Here is a 19,307-nt window from a genome sequence, read left to right as displayed (position 1 = left end):
TCGTGCAAACTTAACTAAAATAACAATCAAATGCGATTCTTTGTTGACAAAATTTTCCGAATATTAAAAATTTGAGTACTTTTGGCAACAGAAAACTAAAAAACTACAATATTATGAGTGAAAAAAGAAAACGGTATATTCTACCGGAAGAAGAAATTCCACATTACTGGTACAACATTCAGGCTGATATGGTGAACAAGCCTATGCCTCCGTTGCACCCGGGAACCAAACAACCGCTGAAAGCAGAAGATTTATATCCGATTTTCGCAAAAGAGCTGTGTCATCAGGAGCTGAATCAGACGGATGCATGGATCGAAATACCGGAAGAAGTGCGTGAAATGTACAAGTACTATCGCAGCACTCCGCTGGTTCGTGCTTATGGTTTGGAAAAAGCACTCGGCACTCCGGCTCATATCTATTTTAAGAACGAGAGCGTAAGCCCTATCGGTTCACACAAGTTGAATTCCGCACTGGCACAAGCTTATTATTGCAAAGAAGAAGGGGTGACCAACATCACCACTGAAACCGGTGCCGGACAATGGGGAGCCGCTCTTTCTTACGCAGCCAAGGTTTTCGGTCTGGAAGCTGCCGTTTATCAGGTAAAAATCAGTTATGAACAAAAACCATACCGCCGCAGCATCATGCAGACTTTCGGAGCACAGGTCACTCCTTCTCCATCTATGTCTACCCGTGCCGGTAAGGATATTCTGACTAAACACCCCACTTATCAAGGTTCATTGGGAACTGCTATTTCGGAAGCTATCGAACTGGCACAAATGACTCCTAACTGTAAATATACGCTCGGTTCCGTACTTAGCCACGTGACTCTCCACCAGACTATTATCGGACTGGAAGCTGAAAAACAGATGGAAATGGCAGGCGAGTATCCGGATATCGTGATCGGTTGTTTCGGAGGTGGTTCCAACTTCGGAGGTATCTCTTTCCCATTCATGCGCCACACCATACAGGAAGGAAAAAAGACTCGTTTCGTTGCTGCCGAACCAGCTTCTTGTCCGAAACTGACACGTGGTAAGTTCCAGTATGACTTCGGTGATGAAGCCGGGTATACTCCGTTGCTGCCGATGTTTACTTTGGGGCACAATTTTGCTCCTGCTCATATCCATGCCGGTGGACTTCGTTATCACGGCGCAGGTGTAATCGTTTCACAGTTGCTCAAAGATAATCTGATGGAAGCGGTAGATATACAGCAATTGGAGTCTTTCGAAGCCGGTTGTCTGTTTGCGCAGTCTGAAGGTATTATTCCGGCTCCCGAATCCAGCCACGCTATTGCAGCGGCTATCCGCGAAGCTAACAAATGTAAGGAGACAGGAGAAGAAAAAGTGATTCTTTTCAATCTTTCGGGACATGGTCTGATTGATATGACTTCTTATGATAAGTATTTGGCCGGTGATCTGGTGAATTATACATTGAATGACGAAGATATTCAGAAGAATTTAGATGAGATAGGAGATTTAGCTAAATAATAAATTACCTACCAGTTTCAAGTTTCACCACCGATTACACAGATTAACACAGATTTAATTGTAATTCGAAGATTGTCGATATAAAAATCCGTGCTAATCTGTATAATTGGTGGTATTTTTTCATTCCCTATATTTACTTTCTCTCTATTGAATACCTCCATATAAAAGATTTTGCTATCTTTGATGCCATTATTAATCTTATGAACTAATAATGAACAGCCTTAAAAAAACAACAATCTGTCTACTCTTTCTATGTATAGGGGTTAATTGCGTTTTTTCTGAAGTTCCGGAGCAAATTAACTTCTCTTATATTTCTATTAACGAAGGATTGTCACAAAGCACCGTATTTTCTATCGATCAGGACCAAAGAGGTAATATGTGGTTCGCTACCTATGATGGAGTAAACAAGTATGACGGGTATTCATTTACAGTTTATCAACATAATGAAGAGGATCCGAACAGTATTGCTAATGACATTTCACGAATCGTAAAAACTGACAGTCAGGGACGTGTCTGGATCGGTACGCGGGATGGTTTGTCATATTATGACGAGGAAAAAGACAAATTCAGAAATTTCTTCTACGAGAAAAAGGGCAAACGGCAACAAATCAATGGTATTGCAGAAATCTCACCGGAACAGTTGCTTATAAGCACACAGGAAGGACTGACCATGTTCGATATTAAAGAATCCAAGTTTGTAGACGATTCTTTTAGTACCGCTATGCACAAGCTTATAGCTTCAGCTCTTTACAGACAGGGGGATATTATCTATATCGGTACCCCGGTTGACGGGCTTTACAGCTATTCCATTCCTCAAAAGAAACTGGAAAAGATTACTCCGATAACGGAAACGAAACAGATTCAGGCCATTTTGCAGCAATCTCCTACCCGTATATGGGTAGCTACCGAAGGAGCCGGTCTGCTTCTGCTCAACCCGAAAACGAAAGAGGTCAAGGCTTATCATCATTCTTCTTCCAATCCTAAAAGTATCAGTTCCAATTATATCCGCTCTCTGGCACTGGATTCGCAAAACCGCTTATGGATAGGAACGTTCAATGATCTAAACATTTATCATGAAGGAAGCGATTCTTTCGTTTCCTACAGTAGCAGTCCGGTAGAAAACGGCAGTTTGTCACAACGTTCGGTTCGCAGTATCTTTATGGATTCGCAAGGAGGTATGTGGCTTGGAACCTATTTCGGGGGATTGAACTATTACCATCCTATCCGCAACAGATTCAAGAATATCCAGCGTATTCCCTATAAGAATTCTCTAAGCGATAACGTAGTCAGCTGCATTACGGAAGATAAGGATAAGAATTTATGGATAGGAACGAATGATGGTGGTTTGAATCTGTATAATACAAAGACACAACAGTTTACGCACTATATCTTACAGGAAGACGAACGGGAAATCGGTATTGGTTCCAACAATATCAAAGCCGTATATGTAGATGAACAAAAATCACTTGTATATATAGGGACACATGCCGGCGGACTGACTGTCCTCCATCGAAACAGTGGAAAAATGGAAAGTTTCAATCAGCTGAACAGCCAGTTGGTGAATGAGAATGTATATGCAATTCTTCCTGACAAAGGGGGGAATCTCTTATTGGGGACATTAAGTGCTCTGGTTAGTTTTAACCCGGAAAAAAAGAGTTTTACCACCATTGATAAGGAAAAGGACGGTACTCCATTTACTTCACAACGAATCACAATCCTGTTCAGAGATTCCCATAAACGGCTTTGGGTCGGGGGTGAGGAAGGTATATCTGTCTTTCAGCAGGAAGGAATCGAGATAGAAAAGGTGCCTATTCTGCCGGAATCATCTGTAACAAAGACGTTTACCAATTGCATTTACGAGGCTGCCAACGGTATCATTTGGGTAGGTACGCGTGAAGGCTTCTACTGTTTTAATGAGAAAGAAAAGAAAATCAAACGATATACTACGGCTAACGGTTTACCTAACAATGTGGTATATGGTATTCTGGAAGATACTTTCGGACGTCTTTGGGTAAGTACCAACCGTGGTATTTCCTGTTTCAATCCGGAAACAGAGAGGTTCCGTAATTTTACGGAATCCGACGGATTACAGAGTAATCAGTTTAATACTTCTTCGTTCTGCCGTACTTCAAGCGGTCAAATGTATTTCGGGGGTATCAACGGGATCACTACTTTCCGCCCGGAACTGTTGCTGGATAACCCTTATACGCCTCCGGTAGTTATCACCAAACTTCAACTGTTTAACAAGACAGTTCGCCCGGATGATGAAACCGGTATCCTGACTAAGAATATCAATGAGACAGAAAGTATTACCCTGAAATCATGGCAAACTGCTTTCACGATTGAATTTGTAGTATCCAATTATATTTCCGGACAACATAATACTTTCGCTTATAAACTGGAAGGATATGACAAAGAGTGGTATTATCTGACAGATAAACGTACTGTCTCCTACTCCAACCTGCCACAAGGCACTTATCACTTTTTGGTAAAAGCTGCCAATAGTGACGGAAAATGGAATACTGTACCTACAATGTTGGAAATCATAGTTCTCCCTATCTGGTACAAGACCTGGTGGGCAATCATGATTTTCCTCGCCACTTTTATCGGGTTTATCACTTTCGTCTTCCGCTTCTTCTGGATGCGTAAGAGTATGGAAGCGGAACTGGAACTTGAACGCAGGGACAAGGAGCATCAAGAAGAAATCAACCAGATGAAGATGCGTTTCTTCATCAATATTTCGCACGAGCTTCGCACGCCATTAACTCTCATCTTAGCTCCTTTACAAGAAATAATCAATAAGATTAGTGATCGTTGGACTCGTAACCAACTGGAATATATCCAACGCAACGCCAATCGTCTGTTGCATCTTGTCAACCAGTTGATGGATTATCGCCGTGCCGAATTGGGAGTTTTCGAGCTGAAAGTGAAGAAAGAGAATGCGCATCAACTGATACAGGATAATTTCTTGTTCTACGATAAACTGGCACGCCACAAGAAGATTACTTATACTCTCCACTCCGAACTGGAAGAAAAAGAGGAACTTTTCGATCCGAATTATCTGGAACTGATCGTTAATAACCTGCTTTCAAATGCTTTCAAATATACAGAAAGCGGGCAAAGCATTACTGTTACGTTGAAAGAGGAAAACAATTGGCTGGTACTGCAAGTTAGTGACACCGGTATTGGTATTCCTATCAACAAGCAGGGGAAAATATTCGAACGTTTCTATCAGATAGAGAGTGAGCACGTAGGAAGTGGTATCGGGCTGTCACTGGTACAACGTTTGGTGGAACTGCATCACGGACGTATTGAGTTAGACAGTGAAGAAGGCAAAGGCAGTACTTTCTCTGTTTATCTGCCACAGGATATAAATATCTATAAATCTTCCGAATTAGCTTCTAATGACGCTAAAAATGAGGAGGACCAAGTTTATTCTACCAACTCGAAAGAGATGTATTTCATTGATACGGAAAAAGTAGAAAACGAAACGATCGAAACTGGTGACAAGAAACGTGGTACGATTCTTATCGTAGAAGACAATAATGAAATCCGCCATTATCTAAGTAGCGGACTTGCCGAACTTTTTAATACACTGGAAGCCGGAAATGGTGAAGAAGCCCTGGAAAAGCTGAAAGAGAATGAAGTGGACATTATTGTGACTGATGTCATGATGCCTGTGATGGATGGTATCAAGCTATGCAAGAATGTGAAGCAGAATATCCGTACCTGTCACATTCCTGTGATTATCCTGTCTGCCAAAAGCGAAACCAAAGATCAGATGGAAGGCCTGCAAATGGGCGCAGATGATTATATCCCGAAACCATTCTCGCTGGCTATCCTGACTACGAAGATACAGAATATGATGCGTACCCGCAGGCGTATGCTTGAACGGTATTCCAAATCTCTGGAAGTGGAACCGGAAAAGATTACGTTCAACGCCATGGATGAAGCTTTGTTGAAACGTGCCGTTGCCATCGTAGAAAAGAATATGGATAATATTGAATTCTCTACCGACGAGTTCGCCAGAGAAATGAATATGAGCCGTTCTAATCTGCACCTCAAATTGAAAGCTATCACAGGTGAATCGACTATCGACTTTATACGCAAGATTCGTTTCAATGAAGCGGCAAAACTACTGAAGGATGGCCGTTATACAATAGCAGAAGTCAGCACAATGGTAGGATTTAATACGCCGTCTTACTTTGCTACGAGTTTCAAAAAGTATTTCGGATGTTTGCCTACAGAGTATATTAAGAAGGCAAAGGGATAAACAACTAGAGAGGTAAATCCAAAAATATTATGATTTTTACGGAATCCAATCCGTAAAAATCATAATATTTTTGGATTGGAAGAGAGTTTATACATAACAAACAACCCCAATGTATAAAACAGTACTTTTCTTTTTTTCAGTAGGGTTTTGAGCTAAATTCATAGTTACAAGGATTAATCTAGCACAATAGTCTTTTTAATAATTCTTCTTGGAGCTATTATTTTCTTCGTTCCCTAATAAATTTGCGTTCCACTTAAGTAGAGCGATAGTTCTACTTAAGTGGAACGCAAACTAGAATGTAGAGCTAATTATTATTTATAGAAGATAGGAAACTAAACACAGTATTAAGACAGCTTATCTCTTATTGACAACTAGCGTTTAGTTCGTCTCCGTACCGTTTCCCTCCCGTATCAAAATGAATTAGTTCATTTCATAAAAGAATAGGATGAAAGTTACATTATGATGTATAAAAAGCTTAATATCAGCCTAAAAACCGTTTTTCTAAACATTATTAATATATGATTCAACAATATTAATATCAAAAAATCATTTTTTGAACAAAGTGTGAACAGGACAAATCATCATTTCTAAATAAACAGATTACATTTGCAAACAGTAAAATATAACTTTTAATAATTAAAACCTAATAAAGTATGAAGAACATCTTCTTTATTTGTATGTTCGGTCTGCTAGCATTTGCCGGATGCTCAGACAACGAGGAGGAAATATTGACCGGAGGCAATATAGACATAGATATGCTTCCTCCTAATCAACCTAATGATGTGATCGATGAAAAACTATTTGCAGTTATCAATCTTGATTATCCAGGACTGGAAAAAGCTAAAGAATTTTATAATTCAGGGAAATACTACTATGCAGTAAATGAATTATTAGAATATTACAGAAATCGGACAAGTGTCATCAACCCTAATATTCAACTGATGAACACACCAATTACGGCATCTGAACTAAATATAGCTGACCAAGCATTAGAAAACAGATTTTATGTTAGAGGATTTGCAGAGCGAGTTGAGGATGGAAAAGAGATCTATTATTCTTTTACCAAAGATAATAAAATAGACTGGTCGTTCATTCCCAGTAAAGTCACTGACCAAGAATTTAAATATCAGATTCATCGCCATCAATGGATGCTTCCACAAGCAAAAGCCTATCGCACAAGTCGTGATGAAAAATATGCAGAATCATGGATCAATGTTTACTCGGATTGGCTTAAGACTTTTCCTTATGAAGAAGGAACAACATTCCCCGAAGAAGGAGGAAAAGAGAATGATGTTGATTATCAATGGAAAGGTTTACAGGTAGCTGAAAGAGTTATCTCACAGATAGATATCATGACTTATTTCATTCAATCTAAAAATTTCACGCCAGAATGGCTCTCTGTCTTCTTGACAGCATTTGCCAAAGAAGTAGAATGTATTCGTTTGAATTATTATAAAGAAGGTAACATTCTGGTTACCCAAGCACAAGCTGTAGCAATGGCAGGCATACTTATGCCTGAGTTCAAGAATGCCAATGAATGGCTATCAGAAGGTTCTCAGAAACTAGGAGAACAAATAGATAAACAGTTCCTTGCAGATGGAGTACATTACGAATTTGACATTAGCTACCACGTTGGTGCCATCTCTGATTTTTATGAAACTTACAGAGTAGCTCAATTAAATAATAAAGCTGGCGGATTTCCGGCAGGATACCTTGAGAAGTTAAAATTACCTGCTCATTTTGTCATGGATATCACTTATCCTAATTACAGTGTAGAAAACTTTAATGATACCCGTTCCAGTCGTTTAGGAAAAAGTGTACTCATTAAAAATTTCAAAAAGTATGCAGAAATGTTCCCGGATGATCAAGAAATACAATGGATGGCTTCAGAAAGGCAAAGTGGATCCACACCTACTTATTTACAAAAAGCTTATACAAATGGAGGATATTATATTCTGCGTAATAAATGGGATGACCAATCTATGATGATGATCCTAAAAAACAACAATAATCCTAATAATAAATATCACTGTCAACCAGATAACGGTACATTTAGTTTATATAAAAAAGGACGTAATTTCTTCCCTGACGCAGGGTCATACGCATACAGTGGGAGCGATAGAGAGACCTATCGCGGAACAGCCAGACATAACACGTTAACCATAATGAGTAAAACAATACCTGATGATAGTATGAAAGGGAAATTGCTTCAATTAACAACAAAGACGGATGAAGCAACATCCTACGATGTCTTAGTTACTGAAAATCCGACATATACTGTTTCAGGTGAAAAACATCTGAATTTGACCCATCGCCGTTCTGTATTTTTTGTTAATCAAAAGTTCTTTGTGATAGTAGATGAAGGATATGATACCACAGCAGACCATAACAGTAACATCAATGTGAATTTTCATTTATGTCCTATTGAAAACGCATCGAGCGATGTCGTAATAGACGAAGGACAAAAAGACAGCCATATTTACGGTGCACATACGGCTTTTAGCGACAATAACAATATCATGCTTAGAACCTTTGTTGAAACAGCCAACGATTATAGCGCATCCGTAAAAACGACTAATACTTCTAATGATATAGGACAAAAAACCGAACGTAAAGGTTATCAAGTTACCATACGTAAACCTAAAATAGTAAATGGTGCTGCAAGATTCATTAGCATAATTTATCCAATTAATGATGGCGCGGAAGCAGCAAACATCAACATGACAGCCACATTTACAGATATAGCAGATGATGAAGCCGCTGGAACATTCCATGCAAATGGAACATCAGTAAAAGTAATTATTGATAATAAAGAATATAATTTATCATACACACTTAATTAATATATCTAAGAAATGAAACATGCATTATTAAAAACCAAATCAAGGCTTATAATGAGTCTGATGATAGTTATAATGAGTGTAGTTTATACATCTTGTGATGATACAGAAACTACCGATTCTACTAAATTCACAATATTCTACTCAGGTATGACTGATATAGGTCCTTCGATGAGTGGAAGAATTAGTAGCCCAACTTATAAAGGAAATACACCTTCTGATTTTGCTATAACCAAAGTAACTTTAAAAGGTGAAGCCTATTCCGGAGATTGTTTTACTATCGACCCAAATGATGGATTCATATCTATAAATAGCACCAAAGATATGCAAGTTGGCCTATATAAATTATCCATATCATGCATATCCGGAGGGAATTATTATGAATTTAAAGATATTGTAGAAATAAACTTCTTGAAGGCCGTCCCCGATGGAATTACAGTGGAACCCAACAAACTCCAAGTCAAATATAATGATATTATTGATGAAACAAGTGAAGTAGAACTACCAACAGCGCAAGTCAAGACAGATGGAGATCATGTAACCATTACCAAATATGAGATTGCAAAAAGTGACTATTCAAAATACTTCGACATCACTAAAAGTGGAAAAATAAGTATTATCAAAGGTAGCACAGCACTTCTTCCTGGTATTTATAACATCTCATTAAAACTAACAACCGGAGCTTCTTCTGAAGATGAAGGAATATTTGAGAATGCACTAGAAATAAATGTCACGTCAGCACCTTTTGGTTTGGAGTACACTCCTAACGAAGATATGCTAGAAGCTGAAAACGACAAAAGTGGAAAGACCTCATTTCAGAGTAATGCGCCTGCACTTAAAGGTTCATTAGAAGGAATAGAATATTCTATAAAAAATATTACTCCTACAACAGATAAAATTAAAATAGATCCAACTACCGGAGTTCTTTCCGTTGACAAAGACCACGGATTGCAAAGTGGAAATAACTATGTCATCTCAATACATGTTAAAAACAATTTTGGAGAAGAAGATTTCAATAATGCATTTACACTACAAGTCGTAGAATACATTGAGCCAATTTCAGGATTCGAATATGAAACAAGTATTGATAAATATCAATATTCAAAGTTCACCATTAGTCCTAAGGAAGGGTTGAAAGGAGATAATATCCAATTCAGCTTGATTAATGAACCGGATGCATTAAAGGGTCAGATAGAATTTGACGCCCAAACTGGAACAATCTCTGTAGAAAAGGGAAATACTATTCCACAAGGAAATTATCCTCTTACCGTGAGAGCGACTAACTCTAAAAACGCAGAAAATCCTGCAGATGCGACATTTACTCTGAATATCATTGAGAATCCTAATTACTTCACTGATATTCGTTATGGAAACAACATTGATGTACCAGAAGAAAATAATGCTAATCAATTTAGAATTACAGAAGATAATGAAGCTAATGCGGATGCTACATTAAAAAGCTTCACTTTCCCAAGTCCACAAACAGGGCTTAAAGGGAATGTATCGGTCGCATGGAGCATCAAGAACGGAAATAATTGTGACAACTTAACAATCGATAGCAATACAGGAAAAATCAGTTTCAATCAAGAAGCTACATGGCCCGCAGATAAAAATGGAGTCAAAGCAAATACAATAGGATTTTGTTATGTTACAGCAACAGCCGGAACAGATAAAGATAGCCAAATATCTCAAACAACTCTTGTATTTATTCATTATGACTTAAAAGCAAATAATGGAGTACATATCCATTATAATCCTTTTGTCTTCCAAGCTGATCCGAAAAATGGTGGTAATTCAACAGTTCCGTTGGTTACAGTTAACGGAATAACTACAACTTCTAATTTCGCATTAGATTACCGCCGTTCATTTAACTACTATCCCACAGAAGGTACTTTAGTAAAAGGAGCACCCGGAGCTGCCGGTTCATTCTTAAATGAACTATGGACTACATATTATAAAGCTATGGATATAAAACTATCAACCGGGTCTAGGAATCCGATGTCATATTACGGCAGCGTATACGACATGAGCCATAGTAAGAAATTACCTAATCAATCGGATAGACTATCCGTAGCATTAGCCTATGTAGTTCCTAATGACCTGACTATACATATCAGTCCGAATATCTGGAAAAATAGTAATGGAGAATATGCTAATGGAATTATGGTTGGAGAAATGACTTTCCTTACAAATGTCACCGTTGATACAACAGAAACCGGAGAATCATTAAAAAATGGAAAGAAAATAGCACCTATCATCATATGGTTTGACAAAAAATTTATTAAATAATGAGCAAAACATCATTAACTATGTATAATACAATCACTAAATCAATAAAACTAAGAGGGTATATCACCCTCTTAGCACTGATTTTCACAATCAGCTTACAAGCCCAGAACATAACTGTAAAAGGTGTTGTTGTAGATGAAACAGACACTCCGCTTATCGGAGCAACAGTTATGGTAAAAGGTGCATCTACTGGAGCTATTACTGACTTCGACGGAAACTTTACGTTAACAACCTCAAAAGGTTCAATAATATCTTTCTCATATATTGGATATAAAACCCAAGAGATTAAATATACCGGACAATCTCCTATGAATGTTAAAATGGTACCAGATAATAAAACTTTAGACGAAGTTATTGTTGTCGGATATGGTTCCATGAAGCGAGGTGATTTGACAGGTTCTGTTGCATCCGTCGCTTCCAAAGACATTGAAGGCTATAAAAGCAGTTCTGTTATGGGGGCTTTAGGAGGACAAATTGCCGGAGTACAAATTACCCAAACTGACGGTACACCAGGAGCTGGATTTAATATCAACATCCGTGGTGTAGGTACTTTAACAGGAGATGCTTCTCCACTTTATATCGTAGATGGTTTTCAAGTAGATAATATCGATTATTTATCGAACTCCGATATTGAATCTATAGAAGTTTTAAAAGATGCCTCCTCTGCCGCTATCTACGGTGCGCGCGCAGCCAATGGGGTGGTTATGGTTTCCACCAAGTCAGGTAAAGTAGGACGCCCTGTAATTAACTACAACGGCTCTGCAAGTTATCGTAAGATTTCAAAAATGTTAGATGTACTTTCTCCTTATGAATTCGTTAAATTGCAAGGAGAAATAAAAACCGAATATGCAAATTCCTACTATAAATCAGGAAATGATGATAATGGAATTCCTTATCTTTATCAATCAGCGGAAGATTATATCGGAATGAAAGGAGTAGACTGGCAAGAAGAGACTTTCAATCCGACATGGTCACAAGACCATAATCTATCCATCTCAGGCGGTAGTGATAATACCAAATATACAGCTTCATTTTCCCGTTATATTGAAAATGGTATTTTTAAGAATAGTGGATTTGATAAAACGACAGGTAAAATTCGCTTTAATCAAAAGATAACAAAAAACATCACTTTTGATACAACAGTTAATTACGCACAAACGAACCGTAAAGGCGTGGGAACTTCCGCAGACTCCGGACGTTTTAATATGTTAGCACAAATTCTAAGTGCACGTCCAACAGGTGGTCTGAAGCTGACAGATGAAGATTTATTAAATTCTGCTATTGACCCTGAAATGCTAGAGACTGGAGAAAGCCTTGCTCAAGTCAATCCTGTCATGCAAACCGAATCCGTTACTAATAATAAACGTGGAGAAATGTGGTCAGCCAATGCATCTATAACCTGGCAAATTATTAAAGGATTAACATTTAAGACAGCTGGTACCTATAATACAACTGACAGCAGAACTGACATTTTTTACAAAACAGGTTCTAAAGAAGCATATCGTAATGGAGAAAAGCCGTATGGCCGAACTCAAATGGGACGCGACGTACGTTGGACTAATTATAATAACCTCACATGGAAACAAAAGATTAAAAAACATACTTATGATGTGATGTTAGGCCATGAAGTTTCATTCAAAAGCAGCGAATATCTATTAGGAGAAGCGATGGATTTCCCATTTGATAATCTGGGCAATGACAATTTAGGCATCGGAGCTACTCCTAGTAAAGTGAGCTCCAGCTATAATGACAAGATGCTACTATCCTTCTTCGCCCGTGGTAACTATAATTATGACAATCGCTATTTATTAACAGCGACAATACGTGCAGATGGTTCTACTGTATTCTCCCAAAAGAATAAATGGGGATACTTTCCCTCTTTCTCAGCTGCTTGGCGTGTTTCTGAAGAAGCATTCATGAAAGATATAAAATGGTTGTCAAACTTTAAAGTTCGCTTCGGTTGGGGTACTGTCGGTAATGACCGTATTTCAAACTATTTATCATTAGATTTATATGAAGCTAGTAAATATGGAGTAGGTAATAATACAGTAACGGTATTGACACCGAAACAACTCAAAAACGCTAACCTGAAATGGGAAGGTTCCAATACCGTGAACTTAGGTGTAGATCTTGGTTTCTTTGATAGTCGCCTAAATATTACAGCAGACTTCTTTATCAAAAATACAAAAGATCTCTTGCTAGCTCAATCACTTGCACACATTACAGGTTTTAACTCACAAATGCAGAACATTGGTAAGATCCAAAATAAAGGATTTGAATTAAATGTGAACAGTATTAACATACAAACAAGAGATTTTACTTGGAATACGAACTTTAATATATCATTTATCAAAAATACATTAAAGTCACTTGCTTCCGGTGTAGATGCGATGTATGCACGTTCCGGATTCGACAGCAACTTCACCGCATATGATTACATAGCCAAAGTTGGTGAATCTTTAGGATTGATCTACGGATATGAGTTTGATGGGATCTACCAAAGTTCTGATTTTTACACAAAGCCAGGCGATCCTACATTGTATTTAAAAGACGGAGTCGTTAATGACCCGCGCTATAGTACAAAAGAGCCTTTAAGACCGGGTGTAGTAAAATATAAAGATCAAGACGGAGATGGTAAAATTACAACCAAAGACCGTACTGTCATCGGTTCTGCAATCCCCAAATGGTATGGAGGTATCACCAATACACTAAATTATAAAGGGATTGACTTCAGTTTCATGCTACAATTCAATTACGGCAATGACGTTTATAATGCAACCCGTCTATATTCAACTCAATCAAGAAGCGGACGTAGAAATATGCTGGCTGAAGTAGCGGATCGCTGGAGTCCGACCAATGCATCCAATAAAGTACCTTTATATAATGGATACATTACCAATGATGTCTATTCACGTTTTGTAGAAGACGGTTCATTCCTTCGTTTGAAAAATATAACATTAGGTTATACTTTACCTAAAAAATGGACAAGTAAATTCTATGTATCCAGACTTCGTGTTTATGCTACAGGACAAAACTTATTCTGTGTTACAGGATATAGTGGTTATGATCCGGAAGTAAGTACAGCAGGGAGCAATCCGATGACTCCTGGACTAGATTGGGGTGCATATCCAAAGAGTAAAGTATTTACTTTTGGGCTTGATATTCAATTTTAATAATAAATTAAGTACAATGAAAAAGATTCTATACTATATAGCAATATCAGTAATATGTGCATTACCTTTTAATTCTTGCACATTAGACGAAGAAACCAGCACCGATGTAGAAAAGAAAAACTTTATGCGAGATGCTAAAGAGGCAGAGATTGTATTACAAGGTGTTTATCGTTCAACCATAGAAGATGGACAATATGGCTATCATTTATCTATATTGTTTAATTTAGGAACAGATATGGAGCAGGCAGAAGGAAATAGTACGGAGAACTATCGTATCATACCAGCCAATGCATTTCCTACCACTCAATCGGAAGTACAAACTACTTGGTCATCTTTGTATGCCGGTGTCTATAATGCGAATGATTTTCTAGAAAGAATCTCAAGCAAAATAAATACATACTCAGATACCGACCGTCAATTGGCCACTTTATATATAGCTGAAGCAAGAGCTTTAAGAGCTATGTTTTACTTTGAATTAGTGCGCAGATATGGTAATATTGCTCTTATGACCAATACAGAAATGTCGAAACAAGATCCAAGAACATTTGTTCAAGTAAAACCGGAAAAAGTGTATGAATTCATCGAAGATGACCTGCTTTACGCTAGTAGAATACTGCCCTATGCACAAGATGACCAATACCGCATCGATAACAGCTATCGTTTTTCCAGGGGGGCTGCTCTAGGCTTATTATCAAAAGTTTACGCCACATGGGCAGGATATCCTGTATATGATGAGTCAAAATGGGAAGAAGCCGCTAAAACCGCGCGTACTTTAATAGAATCCGGCAAACATGCTCTTCTATCTGATTACGAACAATTATGGAAAAACACTTGTAACGGGGTTTGGGACCCAACAGAAAGCTTGATCGAAATATCATTTTACTCCCCTACCGTTTCAGGAAACAGTGACCCTGTAGGCCGTATTGGAAAATGGAATGGAGTTAAAACCACATCAATCGCAGGACAGCGTGGAAGTTGCGCAGGAAATGTGAAAGTGGTGCATACTTTCGTAACAGAATGGCGTGAACATCCTCAAGACTTACGCTGCGATCTTTCCGTTGCCAATTATAAATACGATGATGATAAAGTACTTTGGACAAAAGGAAAAAATGATACCGATTATTCTGCTAAAGAAAAAGACAAAGACCCCAGTAAAGGACAAAAAGAAAAACAAAATTATACACCTGCTAAATGGGACATTGAAAAATATGTAACCACCAGTAAATTAATCAATAACGATAAATCAAATGTTAATTGGTATTTCCTACGTTATGCAGATGTACTTTTACTTTACGCAGAGGCTTTGAATGAATGGAAACATGGACCTACTGATGAAGCTTATGAAGCGATCAATATGGTGCGCCGTCGTGGATTTGGTAATCCTAGTAAGACGAGTATTTGTGATTTAAAAGATTTAAATGAAGAAGATTTTCGTAAAGCAGTCTATCAAGAAAGAGCTTATGAGCTGGCTTTTGAAGGACACCGCCGCATGGATTTAATCCGCTGGGGAATATATTATGAAACTATTCAAAAAACATACAATGATTTGCTTAACTGGTGGACTGCGGAAACTGAATTTAATTATGTTGTTTACAGACATACTGTAAAAGGTAAGCATGAACTATTTCCCATTCCACAAAGAGACATGGACTTGATGATTAAATTTAATCAAAATCCGAATTGGGAATAGTCCTCATTCTCTCCAATATGCCTTAATTAGGGCATATTGGAGAAATTTAAAACCTTTTTCAACAAAATCAAAACTTAAAAAGCAGAGTTCAAACACCTTTTGGACAATCCTGCAACGGAAAGTTTTGCCTTTCGGTTACTTTTGCATCAGTTACAAAACTTCTAAAAACAATCACTTAAAATGAATAACATGAAAATGAAACTTGTTCTCTTTGCTTCGGTTAGTATTGCACTCGCGTCGTGCCAGACAGCTCCAAAGGAAGACTACAGTTGGATAAAAAAAGGACTGGATGTAGCTTCCGCCCAATTACAACTTTCTGCTGAAGAAGTTAGTGGTACAGGAATGCTGCCACGCTCCATCCGTACAGGTTATGACATGGATTTCCTTTGCCGTCAGTTGGAAAGAGATTCATTAACATTCAAAGATTCGCTACGCGCACAACCTACTGCTGACCAGCTAGGCAAACGCCGTCTCTGCAACGTTTATGACTGGACAAGTGGTTTCTTCCCCGGTTCATTATGGTATGCATACGAACTGACAGGAAACGATACACTGAAAACTCAAGCAATCGAATATACCAATCTTCTGAATCCGGTACGCTATTATAAAGGTACGCATGATTTGGGATTCATGGTCAACTGCAGCTATGGCAATGCAGAACGTCTTTCACCTAACGATACCATCGCTGCTGTGATGAGAGAAACTGCCGATAACCTCTGCGGTCGTTTCAACGACTCTATCGGTGCTATCCGTTCATGGGATTTCGGAACATGGAACTTCCCGGTTATTATCGACAATATGATGAACCTCGATCTTCTGTTTAATGTAGCAAAAGCGACAGGTGACAATAAATACAAAGACATTGCTATCAAACATGCTATGACCACCATGCATAATCACTTCCGTCCGGATTATACCTGCTGGCATGTAATAAGCTATAACAACGACGGTACAGTGGAAAGCAAACAAACTTTCCAAGGAAAGAACGATGATTCTTCATGGGCACGCGGACAAGCATGGGCTATATATGGATATACCGCTTGCTTCCGTGAAACAAATGACAGCATTTTCCTGAACTTTGCAAAGGATATAGCCAATATGATTATGGACCGCGTAAAAACGGAGGATGCCATTCCTTACTGGGATTATGATGCTCCTGTAACTAAAGAAACTCCGCGCGATGTATCTGCTGCCTCTGTCACTGCTTCTGCCATGATCGAACTAAGCACCATGGTTCCCGACGGACAGAAATATCTGGATTATGCGGAAAAGATTCTGAAGAGTTTGTCAAGCGACGCATATCTTGCAAAAGTGGGTGACAATCAGGGCTTCATTCTGATGCATTCTGTCGGTTCACTGCCTAACGGCTCTGAAATCGATACTCCACTGAACTATGCTGACTACTATTATCTGGAAGCATTGAAGAGATTCATGGAATTGAAGAAGTTGAAAGTTGAGAATGGAGAGTTGAGAGTGATCCAATAATACAAAAGCAAGAGTCTTTTCAATCGTAAATAGTAAATCGTAAAATCGTAAATTATATCATGAATAAAACTTTAAAGTACATCATTTTGCTTGCAATCGCATGTTTCGTAAGCAAGGGTTACGCCCAAGAACTGAAAAGCGAAGTCTTTTCTCTTCTTAACCTGGACTATCCGGGACTGGAGAAAGTAAAAGCTTTGCATCAGGAGGGTAAAGATGAGGATGCTGCCAAAGCATTACTGGACTATTACCGTGCACGTACCAACGTAAAAACTCCGGATATCAATCTGAACAAAGTGACTATCAGCAAAGAAGAACAGCAATGGGCGGATGACGGATTGAAACATACATTCTTCGTACATAAAGGTTATCAACCTTCTTACAATTATGGAGAAGATATCAACTGGCAATACTGGCCGGTGAAAGATAATGAGCTCCGCTGGCAATTGCACCGTCACAAATGGTTCACTCCAATGGGTAAAGCTTACCGTATATCCGGTGATGAAAAATATGCTAAAGAATGGGCACACCAGTATATCGACTGGATTAAAAAGAATCCGTTGGTGAAGATGGATAAGAAAGAATATGAGCTGGTAAGTGATGGAAAAATCAAAGGCGAAGTAGAAAACGTACGTTTTGCATGGCGTCCTCTGGAAGTGAGTAATCGTCTGCAAGACCAGACTTCGCAATTCCAGTTATTCCTTCCCTCACCTTCTTTCACTCCGGACTTCCTGACAGAATTCCTGGTGAACTATTACAAACATGCTGTACATATCCTTGCTAATTACTCGGATCAAGGCAACCATTTACTGTTTGAAGCTCAACGCATGATTTATGCAGGTGCCTTTTTCCCTGAATTCAAAGAGGCTCCGGCTTGGAGAAAAAGTGGCATCGACATTCTGAACCGTGAAATTCACGTACAGGTATACGAAGATGGCGGACAGTTCGAACTTGACCCACATTATCATCTGGCAGCTATTAACATTTTCTGTAAAGCCTTAGGTATCGCAGATGCTAATGGATTCCGTAAGGAATTCCCTCAAGATTATTTGGATACCATTGAAAACATGATTATGTTCTATGCAAACATTTCTTTCCCTGATTACACCAATCCATGTTTCAGCGACGCCAAGTTGACAACAAAGAAAGAAATGGTGAAAAACTACAAGTCATGGAGCAAACTGTTCCCGAAAAACCAGGCAATCAAATACTTTGCTACAGAAGGAAAAGAAGGTGCATTGCCGGATTATATGTCCAAAGGTTTCCTGAAATCAGGCTTCTTTGTATTCCGTAATTCATGGGGAATGGATGCTACCCAAATGGTAGTAAAGGCAGGTCCGAAAGCTTTCTGGCACTGTCAGCCGGATAATGGAACATTTGAACTTTGGTTCAACGGCAAGAATTTGTTCCCGGATTCTGGTTCGTATGTATACGCAGGTGAAGGCGAAGTAATGGAACAACGCAACTGGCATCGTCAGACTTGTGTTCACAACACAGTAACCCTGGACAACAAGAATCTCGATACAACAGAATCTGTTACTAAGTTGTGGCAACCGGAAGGTGCTATCCAGACTTTAGTGACTGAAAATCCGAGTTACAAGAATCTGAAACACCGTCGTTCTGTTTTCTTCGTTGATAACACTTACTTTGTCATTGTAGATGAAATGGCAGGTAGCGGTAAAGGTTCTATCAATCTCCACTATCAGATGCCGAAAGGAGAAATTGCCAACAGCCGCGAAGACATGACGTTCCTGACACAGTTCGAGGATGGAAGCAACATGAAACTGCAATGCTTCGGCCCTGCTGGCATGAGTATGAAGAAAGAACCAGGATGGTGCTCAACAGCTTATCGCAAACGCTACAAACGTATGAATGTATCATTCAACGTGAGAAAAGACGGTGAAGAAGCTGTACGTTACATCACTGTTATCTACCCGGTTAAGAAAAGCGCAGATGCCCCTAAATTTGACGCTAAATTCAAGAACAAAGCGTTCGATGAAAACGGTCTGGAAGTAGAAGTGAAAGTAAACGGAAAGAAACAGTCATTAAAATACAAACTATAAAAAGCCTCAAAGC

8 protein-coding genes are annotated in these 19,307 nt (G+C 38.7%); all 8 read left to right on the top strand.

Annotated elements, in window-relative coordinates; all coding sequences use genetic code 11:
- Positions 1–113 precede the first annotated feature (113 nt).
- The 8 genes from Bovatus_RS23860 (at position 114) to hepC (Bovatus_RS23825) (ending at position 19,294) form a co-directional block, all read left to right on the top strand.
- Complete coding sequence (locus tag Bovatus_RS23860; protein ID WP_004302195.1) at positions 114–1,484, top strand: TrpB-like pyridoxal phosphate-dependent enzyme; 1,371 nt, start codon at positions 114–116, stop codon at positions 1,482–1,484.
- A 211-nt stretch (positions 1,485–1,695) separates the two neighbouring features.
- Positions 1,696–5,757, top strand: coding sequence for a hybrid sensor histidine kinase/response regulator transcription factor (locus Bovatus_RS23855; protein WP_004302193.1), 4,062 nt, complete (start codon positions 1,696–1,698; stop codon positions 5,755–5,757).
- 653 nt (positions 5,758–6,410) lie between these two features.
- Positions 6,411–8,600, top strand: a complete 2,190-nt coding sequence (gene hepC, locus Bovatus_RS23850) for a heparin-sulfate lyase HepC (protein ID WP_004302192.1) — start codon at positions 6,411–6,413, stop codon at positions 8,598–8,600.
- A gap of 12 nt (positions 8,601–8,612) precedes the next feature.
- A complete protein-coding gene (locus Bovatus_RS23845; RefSeq protein ID WP_004302191.1) occupies positions 8,613–10,886 on the top strand; it encodes a surface glycan-binding family protein in 2,274 nt (757 codons plus the stop codon).
- A gap of 20 nt (positions 10,887–10,906) precedes the next feature.
- Positions 10,907–14,059: a SusC/RagA family TonB-linked outer membrane protein gene (locus Bovatus_RS23840; RefSeq protein WP_044917815.1), complete on the top strand. Its 3,153-nt coding sequence runs from the start codon at positions 10,907–10,909 to the stop codon at positions 14,057–14,059.
- A gap of 16 nt (positions 14,060–14,075) precedes the next feature.
- Positions 14,076–15,749, top strand: a complete 1,674-nt coding sequence (locus Bovatus_RS23835; protein ID WP_004319853.1) for a RagB/SusD family nutrient uptake outer membrane protein — start codon at positions 14,076–14,078, stop codon at positions 15,747–15,749.
- 180 nt (positions 15,750–15,929) lie between these two features.
- A complete protein-coding gene (locus tag Bovatus_RS23830) occupies positions 15,930–17,234 on the top strand; it encodes a DUF4995 domain-containing protein (RefSeq protein WP_004302188.1) in 1,305 nt (434 codons plus the stop codon).
- 59 nt (positions 17,235–17,293) lie between these two features.
- Positions 17,294–19,294 carry a heparin-sulfate lyase HepC gene (gene hepC, locus Bovatus_RS23825; RefSeq protein WP_004302187.1) on the top strand — a complete coding sequence of 667 codons (2,001 nt, stop codon included), beginning with the start codon at positions 17,294–17,296 and terminating at the stop codon, positions 19,292–19,294.
- The last annotated feature ends 13 nt before the right edge of the window (positions 19,295–19,307 follow it).

Source organism: Bacteroides ovatus (genome assembly GCF_001314995.1).
In the GTDB taxonomy this organism is placed as follows: domain Bacteria; phylum Bacteroidota; class Bacteroidia; order Bacteroidales; family Bacteroidaceae; genus Bacteroides; species Bacteroides ovatus.
The sequence above is the reverse complement of the archived record's forward strand: the minus strand, read 5'-3'. Positions and strand labels throughout refer to the sequence as shown.

Bases quoted from the DNA above. Each gene is read 5' to 3' on its own strand.
- Bovatus_RS23845 (WP_004302191.1), top strand. From the start codon at position 8,613: ATGAAACATGCATTATTAAAAACCAAATCAAGGCTTATAATGAGTCTG.
- Bovatus_RS23835 (WP_004319853.1), top strand. From the start codon at position 14,076: ATGAAAAAGATTCTATACTATATAGCAATATCAGTAATATGTGCATTA.
- Bovatus_RS23840 (WP_044917815.1), top strand. From the start codon at position 10,907: ATGTATAATACAATCACTAAATCAATAAAACTAAGAGGGTATATCACC.
- hepC (WP_004302192.1), top strand. From the start codon at position 6,411: ATGAAGAACATCTTCTTTATTTGTATGTTCGGTCTGCTAGCATTTGCC.
- Bovatus_RS23830 (WP_004302188.1), top strand. From the start codon at position 15,930: ATGAATAACATGAAAATGAAACTTGTTCTCTTTGCTTCGGTTAGTATT.
- Bovatus_RS23860 (WP_004302195.1), top strand. From the start codon at position 114: ATGAGTGAAAAAAGAAAACGGTATATTCTACCGGAAGAAGAAATTCCA.
- Bovatus_RS23855 (WP_004302193.1), top strand. From the start codon at position 1,696: ATGAACAGCCTTAAAAAAACAACAATCTGTCTACTCTTTCTATGTATA.
- hepC (WP_004302187.1), top strand. From the start codon at position 17,294: ATGAATAAAACTTTAAAGTACATCATTTTGCTTGCAATCGCATGTTTC.